Here is an 18,734-nt window from a genome sequence, read left to right as displayed (position 1 = left end):
GTGATCGCTCCTCTCGTGGACCCATACCGCCACTACCATCAGAAAAGCACCACTTGCGGCCCGGCGCGAAGGGGGCGGGTCAGCCCCGCGTGAAGCGGTAGGTCTTGCTGTCGGTCAGTACGCAGAAGCCCGGCGACACAACGATCACGCGCAGGGTTCCGGTACGCCGGTCGTAGTCGATGCCCTCCGCCTCGAAGCCGCCGGAGCAGGCGCTGCGCAGGGGCAGCTGCCGCAGGGCGCTGACGTGGCCGGTGATGTCCGCGGTGCCGTTCGGCGGAGCGGACAGGTCGATGCGCAGCAGCGGCTTGGTGATGCCGAAGAGGGTCCCCGCGGGATCGTCGGAGGAGCACAGCAGCGTGGTCCCGTCGAGGAAGTCGCAGCCCTGGACGTCGCGCACGGCGTGGTCCAGGTGGACGGTGGCCGCCTGCGGGAGGTCCGCCGAGGGCGAGGTGCCCGGGTTGACGCCGGGTGTCGGGAAGACCAGGAGCCGGTTCATGGTGCCCCACTCGCCCGCCAGCATCCACTGGCCGTCCGGGGAGATCGCGGACCACGAGTTGTTCAGCGCCTCGCCGGGGCTCAGCGTGTGCACGTACTCCGACCAGCGCCCGTCCGGCGCCCGCACGCGGAACATCTTGGTGTTCCCGTCGTCCCGCTGGTACGGCTCGACATAGTGGCCGTCGTAGGAGGCGTCGGGGTCGCCGACGTGGTTCCAGCCCCGACCGCTCAGACTCAGGGGGATGGTGCCGATGCCGGTGTAGCGGTTGGGGCTGCCGGCCGGCACCTCGACCGAGGCCAGGCCCTGGCTCTCGGTCAGCGGATCGGCTCGGTCGGAGCCCACCTCGGTCCAGGTGTCGGCGGCCGGTGCCGCCACGGCGGCCGGCCCGGTGAGGGCGAGACCGAGGGCGAGGGCGGCGAGTCCGGTCAGGACGGCGTGACAACGTTGCCGGGCGCACAGGGGCATGGGTGGGCTCCTAGGTGGGGGGGTACGCACTCGGCGCACAGTCTGACCCGCTCCCCTAGCCATGTACAGACCAAGGTCGGCCGTGTTCCGTGCGGCGGTCACCGCCGTACCGGGTGATGCTGGAAGGAGAGACGGCCAAGGCCCCGGAGAGCGGCCCTGTGCCCGGTGGAACGCGGTGGAGCGAGGGAGTCGGCATCACAGAGGGCGTGCCGCGGGAAACGGCGAAGGCGGGGCATGGGATGAGTGCGGCCGGATCTGCCGGGGGCGCCGCGACGCCGCGCGGACCAGAGCGGCCCGGCGGGCTGCTCGACGTGCTGAACGTGGCCTCGGTCGTGCTGGACACCGAGGGCCGGATCGTGCTGTGGAGCCCGCAGGCCGAGGAGCTGTTCGGATACTCCGCGCCGGAGGTGCTGGGGCGGTACGCCGCGCGCGTCATGGTCCACGAACGCCACTTCGACCTGGTCGTGAAGCTGTTCGCCGACGTGATGAAGACCGGCCGGAGCTGGGCCGGGGCGTTCCCCGTCCGCCACAAGGACGGCGGCACCCGGCTGGTCGAGTTCCGCAACATGCGTCTCCTCGACGACCGGGGGCACGTCTACGCGCTGGGGCTCGCGGCCGACCGCTCCACCGTGCGCCGGCTGGAGCACGACGTGGCGCTGTCCACGCGGGTGATCCGGCAGTCCCCGATCGGGCTGGCCGTCCTGGACAACGAGCTGCGGTACGTCTCGGTCAACCCGTCCCTGGAGCGGCTCGACGGCGTCCCCGCCGAGGACCACCTCGGCCGGACGGTCCGCGAGGTACTGCCGCAGGTGGACGCCGACGCCCTGGAGGCGGCGGCGCGCCGGGTGCTGGAGACCGGGCGGCCGCTGGTCGACCGGCTCGCGACCGGGCGCACCCCCGCCGACCCGGACGAGGACCGCACCTGGTCGCTCTCGCTGTACCGGCTGGAGGACGCCGTCGGCGCCGTGCTGGGCGTGGCGGTCTCGGTCGTGGACGTCACCGAGCAGCACCGGGCGGGCGTCGAGGCCGAGGCCGCTCGTCGTCGGCTGGCCGCCGTGGCCGACGCCTCCGCGCGGATCGGCACCACGCTGGAGCTGGACCGCACCGCGCACGAGCTGACGGACGTGGCCGTGCCGGGCCTCGCCGACATCGCGGCCGTGGATCTGCTGGACGCCGTGGTGAAAGGACGGCGCAGCATCCTGGGACCGGCCGAGCCGGCCATGCTGCGGGCCCTGGCCGTCCAGGCGGAGAACGCCCCGGGGGCGCTGCGGGCGGCCGACCCGCCCGGCGAGGTCGCCCGGTACGGGCCGGACCGGCTGGTCACCGAGTGCGTACGCACCGGACGGCCGGTGATGGTCGCGCGGGTGACGGCGCAGGACCTGCCGCGTATCGCCCGTTCGCCGGAGGCGGCGGAGCTGCTGCGCCGGGCGGGTGTGCACTCCTACCTGGCCGTGCCCCTGATCGCACGGGGCGAGGTGCTCGGCGCCCTGGACCTCAAACGGGTCGGCAACCCGCTGCCGTTCGGGGAGGACGACCTGCTGCTGGCCCGGGAACTGGCCGTCCGCGCGGCGGTGCAGATCGACAACGCCCGCTGGTACCAGAACGCCCGCGACGCCGCCCTCACCCTTCAGCGCAGCCTGCTGCCGAGCCATCCGCCGGTGACGGGCGGGCTGGAGGTGGCCTCCCGCTACCAGCCCGCCGAGGCCACCAGCGAGGTCGGCGGCGACTGGTTCGACGTCATCGAGCTGGAGGGCTGCAAGACCGCGCTCGTGGTGGGTGACGTGATGGGCAGCGGCATCGCGGCGGCGGCCTCGATGGGCAGGCTGCGCACCGCGACGAACACCCTGGCCGCCCTCGACCTCGATCCGGCGTTCCTGCTGGGACACCTCGACCGGACCACGGCCGGCCTGGACCAGGCCATCGCCACTTGTCTCTACGCCGTCCACGATCCGCACCTCGGGCAGTGCCGGATCGCCAACGCCGGGCACCTGCCGCCGGTCCGGCTGCGCACCGGCCGTCCGCCGGAGCTGCTGGACCTGCCGACCGGGGTGCCGCTCGGAGTGGGCGGCGTCGCCTTCGCCACCACCACCATCGGCCTGGAGCCGGGCGACCGGCTGGTGTTCTACACCGACGGTCTCGTCGAGACGCGCCGGCATCCGCTGGACGAGCGGCTGGACGCGCTCCTCGCCCTGCTGGAGGGCCCGGACCGCCCTCTGGAGGAGGTCTGCGACCTGCTCCTGCGCACCCTGCACGAGCCGGAGAACTCCGACGACGTGGCCCTGCTGATCGCCCGGGCCACGACGCCGTCGAACAGGCCGGGCGCGGTCAGTCCCTGACGCCGATCACCACATGGGCGTACAACTCGTCGCAGACCGCGAGGCGGGTCGTCAGTCCGGCGCGGGTGAAGGCGTCGACGGCGGCCGGTGCCTGGCGTTCACTCGTCTCGACCAGCAGGCAGCCGCCGGGCGCGAGCCAGCGGGGTGCCTCGGCGGCGACCCTGCGCAGTACGTCGAGGCCGTCGGTGCCGCCGTCGAGGGCGACCAGCGGCTCGTGGTCACGGGCCTCGGCGGGCAGCAGGCCGACCTCGCCGGTGGGGACGTACGGCACGTTGGCCGCGAGTATGTCCACCCGGCCGCGCACCGCGTCGGGCAGCGCGTCGAACAGGTCACCCGCGTACACCCGGCCGCCGGCGGCCGCCAGGTTGCCGCGGGCGCAGCGCACCGCGGCCCGGTCGACGTCGGCGGCGTGCACCTCGGGCCGGTCGAGGGCGGCGGCCAGGGCGGCACCGACGGCGCCGGATCCGCAGCACAGGTCCACGACGACGGCCGCGTCCGGCGCGTGGGCGAGGGCCTCGGTCACCAGGAACTCGGTACGGCGCCGGGGGACGAAGACACCGGGGGTGACGGCGATGCGCAGACCGCGGAACTCGGCCCAGCCCAGGACGAGTTCAAGGGGCAGTCCGGTGACACGGCGGTCCACCAGGGCGGTGAGCTCCCCCGCGGTGCGGGCGGCGGTCAGGATCAACTCCGCCTCGTCCTCCGCGAAGACGCAGCCCGCGGCACGGAGCGCGGCCACGACGGACTCGGGAGACGGGAGGGAGCCGGAGAAGGGTGAGGGGAAGGAAGCCGCGGAGAACAGTGGAGGCATGGAGGCCGAGAGCCTTTCGAGAACCGAAGGGCGCTCTCATGGTCACCCGTTGGCGGGGACCGCACTGCCATGAGGTGAGAGCACCCGGGCCGACACAGCGGTAATGGGACTCACCTCCCAGGCGTCCGGCGACCGGGACTGTCCGCGGTCGCCGGTCACCCTACCCCAACGATCAGACGCCGACCGTCTCCTCCACCTCCTCCTCCGCGCCCTCCTCGGCCGCGGACACGGCCTTCCGCTCGTCGGGCTTCGCGTGCCCCGGGAGGGTGGCCGCCGCCGGTGCGCCGGCCCGTTCACGAAGGGCGGCGACCGCCGTCACCAGGAGGCCGAGCAGCAGCCAGGCGGCCAGGGTCCAGACGCTGCGGCCCAGTCCGTCGCCCTCGAAGTAGAGCAGGCTGCGGGCGCCCTCGACGAACCCGGCGCCGTTCCAGAAGGCGTGCAGGGTGCCGAAGAAGCCGTTCTGCAGTTCGGGCCGGAACAAACCGCCGGAACTGGTGAAGTTCAGCATCACGAACAGCACCATCATGGCGAGCGTGGTCCACCGTTTGAGGAAGGTGTGCAGGCCGACCCCGATGAACAGGATGCCCGCGGCGTAGAGCCAGGCCATGCCCCACAGGCCGGCGAGGTCGTGGTGCGCGAGATGGAACACCGGCCCGGCGAGCAGGGCACCGACACCGCCGACGACGACGGAGACGCCGAGTGTCAGCAGGGCCCGGACGCGCATCGGCAGGGCGCCACCGGCGGCGCCGAGAGCGGCCACGGAGGCGTAGGAGCCGATGCTGACGGCGATCAGCAGGAAGAACAGCCCCTGGCCGGTGGGGTCGTCGTCGACCGGGGTGGCCACGTCGGTCACCTTCAGCGGGACGCCCTGCTGGTCGGCGAGCGGGGTGAAGACCTTCTCGGCGGCCATGGCGCCCATGTCGGAGGCGGCGGTGGCCACCACGACCTCCGGCGCCTTGCCGCCGGGCACGTAGGCGCCGGTGATGTCCCGGGACTCGAGCAGGTCGACGGCGTCGGCGCGGGTGGCGACGGTCCGTACGTCGAGGTCGTCGCCGGCCTCGTCCTTGACGGACTGGGCGAGCACCTTCGCGTCGGGCCCGGAGCCGACGACGGCGACGGGCAGATGGTTCGGCTCGGGGGTGACGAAGGCCCCCATGTACGCGAGTCCCATCCCGACGCACATCAGCAGCGGGGTGATCAGGTGCGTGAGCACGTGGCGCAGGTCGTGCGACCTCATCGCTCACATCCTCCAATGACTGGTTCGGCAGGCGGAAGTGGTTGGCTTATACAACTCTTCATTTCAAGTTGTACTGTACAACTAGCAATGCGGAGGAGGACCTGTGACGGCAGCCGAGACGCCCGATGAGACGACTGTCACCCCCGGCGAGCGCCCGGCGGACGCGGCCGTGGAGACCATCCAGCGGGAGATGACGGCCTTCGCCCGCCGTGCCCGCGCCTCGGCGGGCCGTATGCACCCCGAGTTGTCCCTGGTGTCGTACACACTGCTCGGCCATCTGGAGGAGCGGGACGGCTGCCGGGCCACCGACCTGGCCGCCCACTACGCCCTGGACAAGTCCACCGTCAGCCGCCAGGTGTCCGCCCTGGAGCGCAGCGACCTCGTCGAGCGGCGCGTCGACCCGGACGACCACCGCGTCCAGGTCCTGCACCTGACAAAGGCCGGGCGCCGCATCCTGGCCCAGGTCACCGACAGCCGCCGGGCCGCCTTCCGGGAGCGGCTCGCGGACTGGCCCGAGGAGGACCTGACCCGCTTCGCCGCGTACCTGGAGCGGTACAACGCGTGGCAGGGGGCCGCACCGGCCGGGGACGAGAAGTGAGGACCGGAGCCGAGGACCGCTCCGGGGGCACGTACGGTTGCACGCGTACGCACTGAATTACGGTTGAACGCGTACGCACTGAATCACGCCGGCCGCGATCACCCCTTCGCGGCGGCCCGAAAGGCTCCTCCGCATGAACACCACCCGAGGCTTCACCGGACGCCCGCGCGGCGCCCGGCCGGGGCTACCGCCGGGCCAGTACGACGCCGGCGACGACTGGCCCGTGCTGTCCGCCGAGGTCACGCCCGACCTGTCGCCCGCCGACTGGACCTTCCGTGTGGGCGGACTGGTGGCCGAACCCCGCACCTGGGACTGGGCCGCCGCGCACCGGCTGCCCGCGTCGGCGTACGCGGGCGACATCCACTGCGTGACCGGCTGGTCGAAGTTCGGGGTGCGGTTCGGCGGCGTCCGCCTGGACGCCTTCCTGGACGCGGTGCGCCCGCTGCCGGCCGCCACGCACGCCGTCGCCCACTCGCACACCGGCTACACGGCGAACCTGCCGCTCGCGGACCTGACCGGCGGGCGCGCCTGGATCGTGTGGGAGTACGACGGCCGGCCGCTCGCCCCCGAGCACGGCGGCCCGGCACGGCTGGTGGTACCGCACCTCTACTTCTGGAAGAGCGTGAAGTGGATCGCGGGGCTGGAGCTCCTCGACCACGACGAACCGGGCTTCTGGGAGCAGAACGGCTACCACGCACGCGGCAACCCCTGGGAGGAGCAGCGGTACTCCGGTGACTGAGACAGCGACGCACACGGCCGGGGCCTTCACTTCCCCGGCGCGGTTCGCCGTGCCCGGCCGCATCGAGGTGAACGGCGAGGTGGCCGGGACGTGGCAGACGGCCACGCTCACGGAGATCCGCCGCGAGACGCCCCGCGCGTCCACCTTCCGGTTCGCGGTGCCCGGGTGGGCCGGCCATCTGCCCGGCCAGCACCTGATGCTCCGGCTGACCGCCGAGGACGGGTACGTGGCACAGCGCCACTATTCGCTGGCATCCGCTCCGGACGACTCCGGGCACATCGAGCTGACCCTCGACCACGTCTCGGACGGGGAGGTGTCCGGCTGGTTCCACACGGTGGCCCGGCCCGGCGACCGGATCGAGGTGCGCGGCCCGCTGAGCGGCTTCTTCGCGTGGCCCGGCGACCGGCCCGCCCTGCTGCTGGGCGCGGGCTCCGGCGTCGTGCCGCTGATGTCGATGGTGCGGCATCACCGGGCGCGGGAGCTGACGGTGCCGCTGCGGCTGCTGGTGTCCGCGCGCAGCCCGAGGGAGCTGATCTACGCCCGCGAGTTCGGCGCCGAGACGACGCCCGTGTTCACCCGGAGCGCGCCGCCCGGGACGCCCGTGGGCCGGATGACGGCCGCGCATCTGGCACCGCTGTTGTCCGAGGCACCCGCCGGGGGCTGGGAGGCCTACGTGTGCGGCTCCAACTCCTTCGCGGAGCACGCGTCCCGGCAGCTGGTGGCGGCAGGCCAGCCGGTGCACCGGATCCGCATCGAACGCTTCGGCTGACTCCCGTCGGCTTCGGCCGACTTTCGGCCGACTTCTGTCGCCGTCGGCTGGCTTCGGCTGAACCACCCGAACCGCCGTACGGAGAATGGCGCTCCGGCGCCGGATGGTCGAGTGGGACCGCGGCTGGGCCCTCACCGAGCCGCGATGGACGCACCGCCGGGCACGACGACGGCACCGGTCACCCGACCACCCGACCGGGCCCTCGACGGACCGTCCCACTCCCCGCTCCCACCCGCAAGGAGCAGTCAATCCCTTGACCTGCGGTTCGACGGATCGAACGCCGGCGTACGCCGGGCCGTTTCCCAGCTGCGCCCAGCAGGGATCTGGCGAGACCTCCGACCATTCACGTACGGTGTGATCATCCGCACGCCCCGGCACTGTCTCCCCGCAAAGGCGGTTCTCGATGGCCCTGTTCGACCTTCCGCTCGACGAACTCCGCGCGTACCGCAGCGCGTCGGCCGAGCCCGAGGACTTCGACGCGTTCTGGAGCAAGACGCTCGAGCAAGCCCGGGAGCACGATCTGGACGCCCGCTTCGAACCGGTCGAGACGGGACTGTCCACGGTGCGGGTGTACGACGTGACGTTCGCCGGGTTCGGCGGTCACCCGGTGAAGGGCTGGCTGCTCCTGCCGGCCGCGGCCGAGGAACCGCTGCCGCTGGTCGTGGAGTTCGTCGGCTACGGCGGCGGGCGCGGACTGCCGCACGAGCACCTGCTGTGGGCGTCCACGGGCCGGGCGCACTTCGTGATGGACACCCGCGGCCAGGGCAGCGCCTGGGGCGGCGGTGGCGGAACCGCGGACCCCGTCGGCGGCACCCCCTCGTACCCGGGCTTCATGACCCGCGGCCTGGACGCCCCGGAGAACTACTACTACCGCCGTGTCTTCACGGACGCCGTGCGCGCGGTCGAGGCGGCCCGCTCGCACCCGCTGGCCGATCCGTCCCGCACGGTGGTCCTCGGCGGGAGCCAGGGCGGCGGCATCACGATCGCCGTCGGCGGCCTGGTGCCGGACCTGACGGCCGTCGCGCCGGACGTGCCGTTCCTCAGCGACTTCCCGCGCGCGGTCAAGCTCACCGACCGGCACCCCTACCGGGAGATCGGCCTGTACCTCAAGACGCACCGCGGCCGCACCGAGGACGCGCTGCGCACGCTCTCCTACTTCGACGGCGTGCACTTCGCGGCGCGCGGCCGGGCGCCCGCCCTGTTCTCGGCGGCCCTGGAGGACCAGACCTGTCCGCCGTCGACCGTCTTCGCGGCGTTCAACGCCTGGGCGCACGACGACAAGGCGATAGAGGTGTACGACTTCAACGACCACGAGGGCGGCGGCCCCTTCCAGGAGGCCGCCAAGCTGCGCTGGCTGCGCTCGTACGTCTGAGCCGGGCGGGCCGCCCGGCCCGCGGCACCGGCCGACGCCCTGTACGGGGCCTTGTGACGCGGTGACGGGCGGTCGACGCGCGGGTGAGGTTTCGGCCGAACCGATGGTCCGCCCTTCCCAGTTGGTTTAGACCAATGGTAATTCTGGTGGCGCACCGAGCCCGCGTGGCTACCGCACGTCACCAACAGGAGGGCGCGGCATGGCCCGCACCACCCCGCACGACCACCCCCTCACCGCCCTCACGGCCCTCACCGACCAACAGCCCCTGTACTGGCGGGTGGCGGCGCGGTTGCTCGGCGAACTGCGCGACGGGGCCGTCCCACCGGGCGAACGGCTGCCGGGCGAACGCCGGCTGGCCGAGCGGTTCGGGGTGAGCCGGGAGACCGTACGGCAGGCCCTGGAGGTGCTGCGCCGGGACGGTCTGCTCGCCACCGACCGGCGAGGCAGTCACGCCACCCTGCCCAGGTCACCGGCGCAGAGCCCGGCATCGTCCCTCACCTTCCCCGTGGGTGCCCGGGCGGCGGAGCCCCGCACCGGCGACCGGGCCACCGTCGCCTGGGAGGCACCGCCGCCGGAACACGCCGCGGCGCTGGGACTGGCGCCGGACCGGCCGACCCTGGTGCACCGCTACGCCTCCGCGACCGCCGACGGAATCGGCCGGCGGACGGCCGTGACCTCGTTCTCCGCCGTGGCGCTCGCCGAGGTCGAGGAGCTGGCCCGCTACCGCTACCGCGCCGACGGCACCGCCTCGGCACAGTTGCGGCGGGCCTACGACTGGATGCGCAGGGCGGGCCTGGCCCTGCACCACCGCGACACGATCACGCGGCTCGCGGACACGCCGTCGGTGCGGGTCGTCCGGCGGGTGCACGACCAGTACGAGCGCCCTCTGGAGATCACGGACCTCCTCGTGGACGCCCGACAGGACGCGCTGGTCTACGAGTTCACACTGCCGGCGGCCGGTTGATCCCGCCCGCGCGCCGCCTCATGGCAGCCGCCGTGCCACGACCAGCCGGGCGCGCGGGCTGCCGTCGGGCCGGTTCCCGAACTCGGGCAGGGCGTGCAGGTCCGCCCGGAAACCGGCGCGCGTCAGCTCCCGGCCCACGTCGCCGAGCCGGAACGTCCGGTAGTACATGACGAACGGCGGCCGCCACAGGGCGTTGCGCACCCGCATCGCGCTGTCGAAGCCGAGCAGCGTCCAGTACTCCCGGGAGCCGGGGCGGGGCGGGGCGCCGACGGGGAAGGCGAAGCAGCCGCCCGGCCGCAGTACGGAACGCACCTGGGTGAACAGGCCCGGCAGTTCACGGGGCAGGAAGTGCCCGAACGCCCCGAAGCTGACCACGAGGTCGAACGCGGGACCGAAGGGCAGGGCGCGGGCGTCCGCGCGCACCCAGGAGACCGCCGGGCCCTCGGGCACGGTGCGCCCCCGGGCGACCTCCAGCATGCCCGCGCTGAAGTCGACCCCCGTCACGCTCTCCCGGCACACCCGGGCCAGTACGTCCACGCCCGCGCCGGTGCCGCAGCACAGGTCGAGTCCGGCGTCGAACGGTCCCGCCGGCGCCAGCGCCGAGGCCACGGCGTCCAGCACCCGGGCAGGCGTCCGGTACGGGGTGTGGTCGAACTTCGGGGCGAGCAGGTCGTAGCCGCGCTCGACCGACGACAGGGCCTGGACGGCGAGTTCGCGCAGGGTGGGGCCTTCGGGGCTGAACATCCGGTCAGCCTAGAGCCTGTCCGGCGGGTCCGGCGGGAGCGTGCCGTTGCTCCAGCACCCTGAGCACGCGCTCGCACCAGCGGGCGTTCTCCCGCTCGAAGGTGATCCCGGCGAGGAGAGTGAGGTAGGGCCCGACGCGGTCGGACTCCCGCAGGTGGTCCTCCTCCGAACGGCCGTCCAGGAGGCGCTCGCGGACGCGCTCGTAGCGGGCGAGCTTGCCCAGGGCCCAGGCCCTGCGCTCCTCGACCAGCGCTCGGACCTCCCCCGGGTCGACCCCGTCCATGGCCTGCATCTTGATCAGGAACTCGTCGCGGATGGCGGTGGGCCGCCGGGTCGGCTCGGCGGCGAAGGCGCTCAGCTGTTCCCGGCCGGCCTCCGTGAGGGAGAACAGCCGCTTGGTCGGCCGGCGCTCCTGCGGCACCGTCCGCGCCTCGATGAGCCCGTCGCCCGCGAGGCGCTCGAGCTCGCGGTAGAGCTGCTGCGGCGTGGCGGGCCAGAAGTTGGCCAGCGAGACGTCGAAGACCTTGGACAGCTCGTAGCCCGAGGCCTCGCCCTCCAGCAGAGCGGCCAGAACGGCGTACTTGAGAGACATGTCGACACGCTAGCAAGCGAGGGCTAGTCTACTCCGCACCTATTCAAAAAGTTTAGTACTGACTGTTCAGGTACCCCCCAGGTACCGCTCACCACAGGAGCTGCGATGCGGGCATTCCGCGCGGCGGTCGAGGCGCACGACCTCGATGCCGTCGAAGCGCTGCTGGCCGAGGACGTGGTCTTCACCAGCCCCGTCGTGTTCAAGCCCTACCACGGCAAGGTGATCACGGCGGCGATCCTGCGCGCCGTCGCCCGTGTCTTCGAGGATTTCCGTTACGAGCGGGTCATCGGCCAGGCGGACGGCGACGACCACGCGCTGCTCTTCACGGCGCGGGTGGGCGACCGCGAGATCAGCGGCTGCGACTTCCTCCACATCGACGAGTCCGGGCATATCGACGAGCTCACGGTGATGGTGCGCCCACTGTCGGGCGCGCAGGCACTCCAGGCGGCGATGAGCGCGCGGTTCGAGCTGATCGCCCGGGAGGTGCGGGACACGCAGGAGGTGCGGGACACGTAGAGGGTTCGGGACCAGCGGAAGGCACAGGCGCGTTCGGACGGCTGAGTCCGGTCCGGCGCATCGCGGAAGACGGGAACAGGAAGCGCATCGGGCCTGTTGACGAAGGTGGGACGGCTCCGGCCGTTCCGCCTCACCGCCCCTCCACCGCCACCCGGTGGTAGAGTGCGGTCAGCACTTGTGTACGCCCTACTGGGGCGCCGGTGCCAGTTCTCCTTCGGTTCGCCGACCCGCCCGTCCTGATGCGACCGGCGTGTCCGCTTCTCAGCACAACCTCGTGAGCAGGGTCTTTCTCCCCGCCATGTCCGAGGTGCTGTTACCGCCGTCCAGAGGCGTGTCGTCCGACCCCTCGCACGGCCTCTCCCCCTTCCTTCCGCATCTTCCGTGCCCGCGTCCTCGAAAGGACCGACTCCATGACCACCACGCTCGAACACCCCCCTGTGCGGCAGTCCCCGGCCGAGATCGCGAGCGGTGTCCTCGACATCGTCGCGGGCGGGAAGGGGCAGCTGCGCGGCACCAGCCTCCAGCCCGAGCCGTCCGACCTCTCCCTCTCCCCCACCCTGATCCGCCGCCACGGCCTGCGCAAGGGCGACCTGGTCGAGGGCGTACGCGGCGACCGGGGTGCCCTGACCGACGTCGTCCGCGTCAACGGCCGCACGCCCGACCGGCAGGGCGGCCGACGGCACTTCCACGACCTGACCCCACTGCATCCGCACGAGCGGCTGCGTCTCGAGCACCCCGGGGCCGGCCTGACCGGGCGGGTCGCCGATCTGATCGCCCCGGTCGGCAAGGGCCAGCGCGGTCTGATCGTGGCCCCGCCGAAGACCGGCAAGACCGTCCTCCTCCAGCAGTTGGCCGCCGCGGTCGCCGGCAACCACCCCGACTCCCGCCTGATGGTGGTGCTGCTCGACGAGCGGCCCGAGGAGGTCACCGACATGCGCCGGTCCGTACGGGGCCAGGTGTACGCCTCGACCTTCGACCAGAGCGCCAAGCAGCACATCGCGCTCGCCGAACTCGTGATCGAGCGGGCCAAGCGGCTGGTCGAGGCCGGTGAGGACGTCGTCATCCTCCTCGACTCCCTCACCCGGCTGTGCAGGGCGCACAACAACGCCGCCTCCTCCGGCGGACGTACCCTCAGCGGCGGTGTCGACGCCGGGGCGCTGCTCGGCCCCAAGCGGTTCTTCGGCGCGGCCCGGACGGCGGAGGAGGGAGGCTCCCTCACCATTCTCGCCACCGCCCTGGTGGAGACCGGCTCGCGTGCCGACGACTTCTACTTCGAGGAGCTCAAGAGCACCGGCAACATGGAGCTGCGGCTGAGCCGTGAGCTCGCCTCCCGCCGGGTCTTCCCGGCCGTGGACATGACCGGCTCCGGCACCCGGCGCGAGGAACTCCTGCTGTCCGCCGGCGAGTCGGCGGCCGTACGCGGGCTGCGGCGGGCCCTGGGGTCGCGGGACGGGCAGTCGGGCCTGGAGACGCTGCTGGAGCGGATGCGTCAGACACCGGACAACGCCACGTTCCTGCGGCGCGTCCAGCCGACGCTGCCGGCCGACTGACGCCCCGCGGGCCGACGCCGCCCGCCGACTGACGCCCCGCCGGCCGACGGGCGACGGGCGACGGGCCCCGGCCGGTCGGTCTCCCCTGCGGCATCCGGGTGCTTGCGTGCGCGACTCGGCCCGGGCAGCGTGGCGGTCCGGGGGTCCGTTCCTACGTTTGCGGTATGACTATCGGATTCTCATCCCGGGCGGCTCGATCCACCTGCGTGCTCTGTGTCGCAGGACTGCTGACACTCATGCCCGCCGCCGCGGCCGCCCGTGCCGAGATGCCGGACCCCGGACCGCCCGGGGGACCACGGGCGGCCGCGGCACCGCAGCCGTCGACGCTGTACCGCTCCGGTACGCAGGTCCGGCCCCGGACCGGGGCGCCCGAGGTCCCCGAGGTCTCCGCGCTGTCCTGGGTGGTGGCCGAGGCCGGCAGCGGCGACGTGCTGGCGGCACACGACGCGCATCGCAAACTGCCGCCGGCCAGCACCCTCAAGACCCTGTTCGCCCTCACGGTGCTGCCGGTCCTGCCGGGCGGCATCCGGCACGAGGTGAGCGCGGACGACCTGAACGGCATCGGTCCGGGCAGCAGCCTGGTGGGGGTCGTCGAGGGCCGCACGTACCGAGTCTCCGATCTCTGGAACGGCGTCTTCCTCAACTCCGGCAACGACGCCGTCCACGTCCTGGCCTCGCTCACCGGCGGCTGGAGTGCCACGGCCGCCCGCATGCAGGCCGAGGCCCGTGCCCTCGGCGCCCGGGACACACACGTACGCTCGCCCGACGGCTACGACGCGCCGGGCCAGGTGTCGTCGGCGTACGACCTGGCGGTCTTCGGCCGGGCGGGGCTGCGCAACCCGGACTTCGCACGGTACTGCGCCAAGATCGACGCGATGTTCCCCGGCCGGAACGGGGCCTCGTACGGGATCGTGAACACCAACCGGCTGCTCACCGGGGAGGACGGCGTGGAGCCGTACCCGGGGTTGATCGGTATCAAGAACGGTTACACCAGCAACGCCGGCAACACGCTGATCGCCGCCGCGCGCCGGGACGGACGGACCCTGGTGGTGACCGTGATGAACCCGCAGAGGGGCGGTGGCCACGCCGTGTACGAGGAGGCCCGCTCGCTGCTCGACTGGGGATTCGAGGCGGCCGGGCACGTCGACCCGGTGGGTTCGCTGGCGACCGGGGGCGTCCGGCCTCGGCAGGGGCCACCGGCAGTACCCGCGGCGGTCACCGCGGCGCGGCCGTCGCAGGACGACTCCGGCTGGCCGGAGACCGGTGCGGTCATGGGCGTCGCCGGACTCGGCGCGGGGGTCATGGCACTGGCACTGCGGCTCAAGCTCGTGCGGGACGAGAGAAACTGACGCCGACGTCGTCCGGCCGGCGGGCCGGCGTGTTCGGCCGACCGCTCAGAAGACCGACAGTCCCGTGAGCGTCGTGAAGCGGTCCAGCGCCGCCACCCCGGCCACCGAGTTGCCCCGCTCGTCCAGGCCGGGGCTCCACACGCACAGCGTGCAGTGACCCGGCACCACCGCGATGATGCCGCCGCCGACCCCGCTCTTGCCCGGCAGGCCCACCCGGTAGGCGAACTCACCGGCCGCGTCGTACGTTCCGCAGGTCAGCATCACCGCGTTCACCTGCTTGGCCTGGCTGCGGCTCAGCAGCCGGGTGCCGTCGGCGCGGATACCGTGCCGGGCCAGGAAGCCGGTCGCCAGGGCGAGGTCCGCGCAGGAGGCGGCGACGGAGCACTGGCGGAAGTACTGCTCCAGCAGGACCGGTACGGGGTTGTCGATGTTGCCGTACGACGCCATGAAGTGGCCGAGGGCGGCGTTCCGGTCCCCGTGGGCGGTCTCGGAGGCGGCTACCTCCTCGTCGTAGGTCAGGTCCGGGTTGCCGCTCTCGGCGCGCAGGAAGGCGAGCAGTTCGCCCGCCGCGTTGGAGGTACGGGTGTGCAGGCGGTCGGTGACGACGAGGGCACCCGCGTTGATGAACGGATTGCGCGGGATGCCGTTCTCGTACTCCAGCTGCACCAGGGAGTTGAACGGGTTGCCGGAGGGTTCACGGCCCACGTGCTCCCAGAGGGCGTCGCCCTCGCGGGCCAGGTCGAGGGCGAGGGTGAAGACCTTGGTGATGGACTGCGCGGAGAAGGGCTCGCGCCAGTCCCCCACCCCGTACACCGTGCCGTCCGGCTCGGCGACGGCCATGCCGAAGCGGCGCGGGTCGCAGGCGGCGAGCGCCGGGATGTAGTCGGCGGGCCGGCCGCTGCCGGGGGTCCGCTCGATCTCCTCGGCGATGCGCTCCAGGACCGGCTGGAAGGTCGTCCGCGTACTCATGATCGCCATTCTCCCTCCGGGCCCCGGAAGGTGGGGGTAGCTGCACCCCTCTTCGGGGGCAGACGTCATTCTGCGTCCGGAGAACCTGGCCACATACTGTGCGCATGGTCAACCCAACGGTGCTCATCGAGACCCCGCCCACGCGCGAACAGGAAAAGGGACGCGACAAGGGAAGCGACTTTTCCGAACTCTCACGGCGCATAGCCGACGCGGGGCTGCTCCGGCGCCGCCCCTTCTACTACACGGTCCGTTTCGGCGCCGTCGCCCTCGCGCTCGCGGGCGGTGTCGCCGCCTTCCTCACACTGGGGAACAGCTGGTACCAGCTGTTCGTCGCGGTGGCCCTGGCCTTCGTCTTCGGCCAGCTCGCCCTCGCCTCGCACGACCTCGCCCACCGGCAGGTGTTCTCCCGCCGGCGCCCCAGTGAGATCGGCGGCCTCCTGGTGGCCAACCTCCTGCTGGGCATGAGCTACGGCTGGTGGATGAACAAGCACACGCGCCACCACGCGAACCCCAACCACGAGGAGAAGGACCCGGACGTCTCCCCCGACATCCTGGTCTGGTCACAGCGCCAGGCGAGCAAGGCCAAGGGCCTGCCCGGCTTCATCGGAAAACACCAGGCCGCCCTGTTCTTCCCGCTGCTGACGCTGGAAGGGCTCAACCTCAGTTTCAACAGCTTCAAGGCGTTGCGCAGCTCGCACATGAAGCGTCCGGTCATGGAGGGCACGCTGCTCGTCGCCCATTTCGTCCTGTACTTCGGCGGCCTGTTCACGCTTCTCTCCCCCGGAAAGGCGCTCGCCTTCATCGCCGTGCACCAGGGACTGTTCGGGGTCTACCTGGGCTCGGTCTTCGCGCCCAACCACAAGGGCATGCCGATGATCGAGGAGGGTACGCGGCTCGACTTCCTGCGCCGCCAGGTCCTCACCTCCCGCAACGTGCGGGGCGGCGCGCTGGTCGACGTCTTCATGGGCGGCCTCAACTACCAGATCGAGCACCACCTCTTCCCCAGCATGCCGACGCCCGCCCTCGGCAGGGCCCAGGTCATCACCGAGCGGTACTGCGCCGAACTGGACGTGCCGTACTACCAGACCGGGCTGCTCGCCTCGTACGGCCAGGCGCTGCGGCACCTCAGGAGCGTCGGGGAGCCGCTGCGCGCAGCCCGCTGAGAGGCGGGTGCGGTGCCGACGGGGTCTCGGCGTGCGGCGGTCAACCGTGCAGCACGCCCGCGCCGAGCAGCCCGAACAGCAGCACGCCGACGACGATCCGGTAGATGACGAAGGCGTTGAAGGAGTGCTTGGCCACGAACCTCAGCAGCCAGGCGATCGAGGCGTAGGCCACCACGAACGAGACGAGGGTGCCGACCGCGAGGGGCGCCGCGCCCGCCCCCGCGCCCAGGGCGTCCTTCAGCTCGTACAGTCCGGCGCCGGTCAGGGCCGGGATGCCGAGGAAGAAGGAGAGCCGGGTGGCGGCCACCCGGTCGAGGTCGAGCATCAGCGCGGTGGACATGGTGGCGCCGGAACGGGAGAAGCCGGGAAAGAGCAGGGCGAGGATCTGGGAGCCGCCGACCAGCATCGCGTCCTTGAACGAGGTGTCGTCCTCGCCCCGCTTGTGCCGTCCCGTGCGGTCCGCCACCCACATCACGCCGCTGCCGACGATCAGCGAGCCGGCGACCACCCACAGCGAGGCCAGCGGTCCCTTGATCAGCGGCTTGGCGGCCAGGCCCACGAGCACGATCGGGATCGTCGCGAAGACGACCCACCAGGCGAACTTGTAGTCGTGGTGGTAGCGCTCCTCCCGGTCGGCCAGTCCGCGCGCCCACGCGGAGAGGATCCGCACGATGTCCTTGAAGAAGTAGACGAGCACGGCGGCGATCGCACCGACCTGGATGACCGCCGAGAACCCCACGACGGCGTCGTCGTCCACGGGGATGCCCATCAGCCCCTCGACGATCTTGAGGTGGCCGGTGGAGGAGACCGGCAGGAACTCGGTGATCCCCTCGACGGCTCCGAGGACGACGGCCTGACCGATGCTGATGACACTCATGGGTTCCCGTTCTGCTCGGGGCGGCGGACACGAGGGCGACAGGCGTGGAGCGGCCAGTCCTACTACACGCGGGGCCGTGCCTCGTGTCATGCCCAGAGCGCGTCGGCCAGTGTCACCCCCGCGAACGCCGCCCCCAGGCCGGCCGCCACACTCGCCCCCACGTTCACGGCGGCCTGGAGGCGGGCGCCCGTCTCGGCCAGCCGGAGCGTCTCGTAGGAGAAGGTCGAGTACGTCGTGAGGGCGCCGCACAGCCCGGTCCCGAGCAGCAGCCGCAGGTCGGAGCCCGCGGCTCCCGCGAGCGCCGCGCCGGTCAGCAGCCCCAGGGCCAGACAGCCGACGACGTTCACCGTGAAGGTGCCCCACGGGAAGACCGTGTCGTGCCGGGACCGCACCACGCGGTCGGTGAGGTGGCGGAGCGGGGCGCCGATCATGCCGCCCACGACGACCAGCAGCCAGTTCACGACGGTCCCTCCCCCTTCGCGCCCGAAGGGCCGCCACCGGTACGTGGTGCCAGGACCCGGCGGGCCGTCCAGGTGGCGAACCACACCGCCGTGAGGGCCGCGAGCGGAGTCGCGGCGAGGCAGGCCAGCCCCGTGCGGACCTGGTCGGCGGTGAACAGATGGCGGAGGTCGACGGCGTAGGTGGAGAAGGTGGTGAAGCCGCCGAGCACGCCGGTGCCCAGGAAGGGCCTCACCAGGCGGTGCACGGCCCACACCTCGGTGACGGCCACCATGAGCACGCCGATCACGGCGCAGCCGGCGACGTTGACCCAGAAGGTCGTCCAGGGGAAGCCGCCGGTCCGGGTCGGCCACCACAGGGAGGCCGCGTAGCGGGCGGCGGCACCCGTGCCGCCGCCGAGGGAGACCGCCACGACGACCGGCGCCTGGACGCGCCAGGCGGGCCGGACGGTGGCGCTCTCGGTGTCCGGGGCTGTCATGGGCGTACGTCTCCTACTCGGCGGGCAGGGGGATGCCCCCGTGCGCAAGTAGGGACCGTCGGCGGCGGGCGTGCCGCGGTTCGGGTACGGCGGGCCCCACCGCCGCGCCGTGCGCACCGGCGCGGCCGGCGGCCAGCCTAGCGCCGGTGCGACCTCCCGGTCACTTCCCGGTGACGCCTCGCGGACGCGGGTCTGCCAGGCGGGGAGGACCCGGCGACGGTGATCCCGCCGACGGAGCCGGCGAAGCGGG

General features: G+C 72.6%; 19 protein-coding genes. 10 read left to right on the top strand and 9 right to left on the bottom strand.

Going from position 1 to position 18,734, the window contains the following annotated elements; genetic code table 11:
- Positions 1-79: 79 nt before the first annotated feature.
- Positions 80-961 (bottom strand): hypothetical protein, encoded by an 882-nt coding sequence (locus tag QC283_RS16690; RefSeq protein ID WP_279562311.1) that lies wholly within the window; start codon positions 959-961, stop codon positions 80-82.
- A 239-nt stretch (positions 962-1,200) separates the two neighbouring features.
- Between QC283_RS16690 and QC283_RS16685 the strand changes: the two genes are divergently transcribed.
- Complete coding sequence (locus QC283_RS16685) at positions 1,201-3,297, top strand: SpoIIE family protein phosphatase (RefSeq protein ID WP_279562310.1); 2,097 nt, start codon at positions 1,201-1,203, stop codon at positions 3,295-3,297.
- Here QC283_RS16685 and QC283_RS16680 read toward each other — a convergent pair.
- Both QC283_RS16680 and QC283_RS16675 read right to left on the bottom strand, forming a co-directional pair.
- Positions 3,287-4,108 carry a putative protein N(5)-glutamine methyltransferase gene (locus tag QC283_RS16680; protein WP_279562309.1) on the bottom strand — a complete coding sequence of 274 codons (822 nt, stop codon included), beginning with the start codon at positions 4,106-4,108 and terminating at the stop codon, positions 3,287-3,289. The two genes, QC283_RS16685 and QC283_RS16680, sit on opposite strands and share 11 nt — an antisense overlap.
- Before the next feature lie 172 nt (positions 4,109-4,280).
- Positions 4,281-5,345, bottom strand: coding sequence for a hypothetical protein (locus tag QC283_RS16675; RefSeq protein WP_279562308.1), 1,065 nt, complete (start codon positions 5,343-5,345; stop codon positions 4,281-4,283).
- Between the two features lie 190 nt (positions 5,346-5,535).
- On the opposite strand from QC283_RS16675, the gene QC283_RS16670 reads away from it, so the two are divergent.
- The 5 genes from QC283_RS16670 to QC283_RS16650 all read left to right on the top strand — a co-directional run bounded on the left by QC283_RS16670 (position 5,536) and on the right by QC283_RS16650 (position 9,787).
- The gene (locus QC283_RS16670; RefSeq protein WP_383531174.1) at positions 5,536-5,943 is read left to right on the top strand and encodes a MarR family winged helix-turn-helix transcriptional regulator; all 408 of its coding nucleotides are present in this window, start codon (positions 5,536-5,538) and stop codon (positions 5,941-5,943) included.
- 133 nt (positions 5,944-6,076) lie between these two features.
- On the top strand, positions 6,077-6,682 hold the full coding sequence (locus QC283_RS16665; RefSeq protein WP_279562306.1) for a sulfite oxidase-like oxidoreductase: 606 nt from the start codon (positions 6,077-6,079) through the stop codon (positions 6,680-6,682).
- Between the two features lie 49 nt (positions 6,683-6,731).
- Entirely contained in the window at positions 6,732-7,451 is a 720-nt protein-coding gene (locus QC283_RS16660) for a ferredoxin reductase (protein WP_279562537.1), read from the top strand.
- Between the two features lie 403 nt (positions 7,452-7,854).
- The gene (locus QC283_RS16655; protein WP_279562305.1) at positions 7,855-8,823 is read left to right on the top strand and encodes an acetylxylan esterase; all 969 of its coding nucleotides are present in this window, start codon (positions 7,855-7,857) and stop codon (positions 8,821-8,823) included.
- A 199-nt stretch (positions 8,824-9,022) separates the two neighbouring features.
- A complete protein-coding gene (locus tag QC283_RS16650; RefSeq protein ID WP_279562304.1) occupies positions 9,023-9,787 on the top strand; it encodes a GntR family transcriptional regulator in 765 nt (254 codons plus the stop codon).
- 18 nt (positions 9,788-9,805) lie between these two features.
- On the opposite strand, the gene QC283_RS16645 is transcribed toward QC283_RS16650, so the two are convergent.
- Complete coding sequence (locus tag QC283_RS16645; protein WP_279562303.1) at positions 9,806-10,531, bottom strand: class I SAM-dependent methyltransferase; 726 nt, start codon at positions 10,529-10,531, stop codon at positions 9,806-9,808.
- Between the two features lie 4 nt (positions 10,532-10,535).
- The gene (locus tag QC283_RS16640; RefSeq protein ID WP_279562302.1) at positions 10,536-11,123 is read right to left on the bottom strand and encodes a PadR family transcriptional regulator; all 588 of its coding nucleotides are present in this window, start codon (positions 11,121-11,123) and stop codon (positions 10,536-10,538) included.
- Positions 11,124-11,228: 105 nt separating this feature from the next.
- Between QC283_RS16640 and QC283_RS16635 the strand changes: the two genes are divergently transcribed.
- The 3 genes from QC283_RS16635 (at position 11,229) to QC283_RS16625 (ending at position 14,538) form a co-directional block, all read left to right on the top strand.
- A complete protein-coding gene (locus tag QC283_RS16635) occupies positions 11,229-11,639 on the top strand; it encodes a nuclear transport factor 2 family protein (RefSeq protein ID WP_279562301.1) in 411 nt (136 codons plus the stop codon).
- Positions 11,640-12,049: 410 nt separating this feature from the next.
- Positions 12,050-13,189, top strand: coding sequence for a transcription termination factor Rho (gene rho, locus QC283_RS16630; protein WP_279562300.1), 1,140 nt, complete (start codon positions 12,050-12,052; stop codon positions 13,187-13,189).
- 164 nt (positions 13,190-13,353) lie between these two features.
- On the top strand, positions 13,354-14,538 hold the full coding sequence (locus QC283_RS16625; RefSeq protein ID WP_279562299.1) for a D-alanyl-D-alanine carboxypeptidase family protein: 1,185 nt from the start codon (positions 13,354-13,356) through the stop codon (positions 14,536-14,538).
- Positions 14,539-14,583: 45 nt separating this feature from the next.
- Here the strand turns inward: QC283_RS16625 and QC283_RS16620 are convergent, their stop codons facing one another.
- Entirely contained in the window at positions 14,584-15,516 is a 933-nt protein-coding gene (locus QC283_RS16620) for a glutaminase (RefSeq protein ID WP_279562298.1), read from the bottom strand.
- A 95-nt stretch (positions 15,517-15,611) separates the two neighbouring features.
- Between QC283_RS16620 and QC283_RS16615 the strand changes: the two genes are divergently transcribed.
- Positions 15,612-16,670: a fatty acid desaturase family protein gene (locus QC283_RS16615; protein ID WP_279562297.1), complete on the top strand. Its 1,059-nt coding sequence runs from the start codon at positions 15,612-15,614 to the stop codon at positions 16,668-16,670.
- A gap of 40 nt (positions 16,671-16,710) precedes the next feature.
- Here the strand turns inward: QC283_RS16615 and QC283_RS16610 are convergent, their stop codons facing one another.
- The 3 genes from QC283_RS16610 to QC283_RS16600 all read right to left on the bottom strand — a co-directional run bounded on the left by QC283_RS16610 (position 16,711) and on the right by QC283_RS16600 (position 18,484).
- The gene (locus tag QC283_RS16610; protein WP_279562296.1) at positions 16,711-17,547 is read right to left on the bottom strand and encodes an undecaprenyl-diphosphate phosphatase; all 837 of its coding nucleotides are present in this window, start codon (positions 17,545-17,547) and stop codon (positions 16,711-16,713) included.
- Between the two features lie 86 nt (positions 17,548-17,633).
- Entirely contained in the window at positions 17,634-18,008 is a 375-nt protein-coding gene (gene crcB, locus QC283_RS16605) for a fluoride efflux transporter CrcB (RefSeq protein ID WP_279562295.1), read from the bottom strand.
- Entirely contained in the window at positions 18,005-18,484 is a 480-nt protein-coding gene (locus QC283_RS16600) for a fluoride efflux transporter FluC (protein ID WP_279562294.1), read from the bottom strand. Before QC283_RS16600 ends, crcB begins: the two co-directional genes overlap by 4 nt.
- Positions 18,485-18,734 lie beyond the last annotated feature (250 nt).

Origin of the sequence: Streptomyces sp. DH41 (assembly GCF_029813785.1) — a bacterium.
In the GTDB taxonomy this organism is placed as follows: domain Bacteria; phylum Actinomycetota; class Actinomycetes; order Streptomycetales; family Streptomycetaceae; genus Streptomyces.
The sequence above is the reverse complement of the archived record's forward strand: the minus strand, read 5'-3'. Positions and strand labels throughout refer to the sequence as shown.

Excerpts from the sequence above, each read along its gene's own strand:
- QC283_RS16665 (WP_279562306.1), top strand. The coding sequence starts at position 6,077 with ATGAACACCACCCGAGGCTTCACCGGACGCCCGCGCGGCGCCCGGCCG.
- QC283_RS16625 (WP_279562299.1), top strand. The coding sequence starts at position 13,354 with ATGACTATCGGATTCTCATCCCGGGCGGCTCGATCCACCTGCGTGCTC.
- QC283_RS16645 (WP_279562303.1), bottom strand. The coding sequence starts at position 10,531 with ATGTTCAGCCCCGAAGGCCCCACCCTGCGCGAACTCGCCGTCCAGGCC.
- QC283_RS16675 (WP_279562308.1), bottom strand. The coding sequence starts at position 5,345 with ATGAGGTCGCACGACCTGCGCCACGTGCTCACGCACCTGATCACCCCG.
- QC283_RS16615 (WP_279562297.1), top strand. The coding sequence starts at position 15,612 with ATGGTCAACCCAACGGTGCTCATCGAGACCCCGCCCACGCGCGAACAG.
- QC283_RS16690 (WP_279562311.1), bottom strand. The coding sequence starts at position 961 with ATGCCCCTGTGCGCCCGGCAACGTTGTCACGCCGTCCTGACCGGACTC.
- rho (WP_279562300.1), top strand. The coding sequence starts at position 12,050 with ATGACCACCACGCTCGAACACCCCCCTGTGCGGCAGTCCCCGGCCGAG.
- QC283_RS16640 (WP_279562302.1), bottom strand. The coding sequence starts at position 11,123 with ATGTCTCTCAAGTACGCCGTTCTGGCCGCTCTGCTGGAGGGCGAGGCC.
- QC283_RS16635 (WP_279562301.1), top strand. The coding sequence starts at position 11,229 with ATGCGGGCATTCCGCGCGGCGGTCGAGGCGCACGACCTCGATGCCGTC.
- QC283_RS16685 (WP_279562310.1), top strand. The coding sequence starts at position 1,201 with ATGAGTGCGGCCGGATCTGCCGGGGGCGCCGCGACGCCGCGCGGACCA.
- QC283_RS16600 (WP_279562294.1), bottom strand. The coding sequence starts at position 18,484 with ATGACAGCCCCGGACACCGAGAGCGCCACCGTCCGGCCCGCCTGGCGC.
- QC283_RS16655 (WP_279562305.1), top strand. The coding sequence starts at position 7,855 with ATGGCCCTGTTCGACCTTCCGCTCGACGAACTCCGCGCGTACCGCAGC.
- QC283_RS16610 (WP_279562296.1), bottom strand. The coding sequence starts at position 17,547 with ATGAGTGTCATCAGCATCGGTCAGGCCGTCGTCCTCGGAGCCGTCGAG.
- QC283_RS16620 (WP_279562298.1), bottom strand. The coding sequence starts at position 15,516 with ATGGCGATCATGAGTACGCGGACGACCTTCCAGCCGGTCCTGGAGCGC.
- QC283_RS16670 (WP_383531174.1), top strand. The coding sequence starts at position 5,536 with ATGACGGCCTTCGCCCGCCGTGCCCGCGCCTCGGCGGGCCGTATGCAC.
- QC283_RS16650 (WP_279562304.1), top strand. The coding sequence starts at position 9,023 with ATGGCCCGCACCACCCCGCACGACCACCCCCTCACCGCCCTCACGGCC.
- QC283_RS16680 (WP_279562309.1), bottom strand. The coding sequence starts at position 4,108 with ATGCCTCCACTGTTCTCCGCGGCTTCCTTCCCCTCACCCTTCTCCGGC.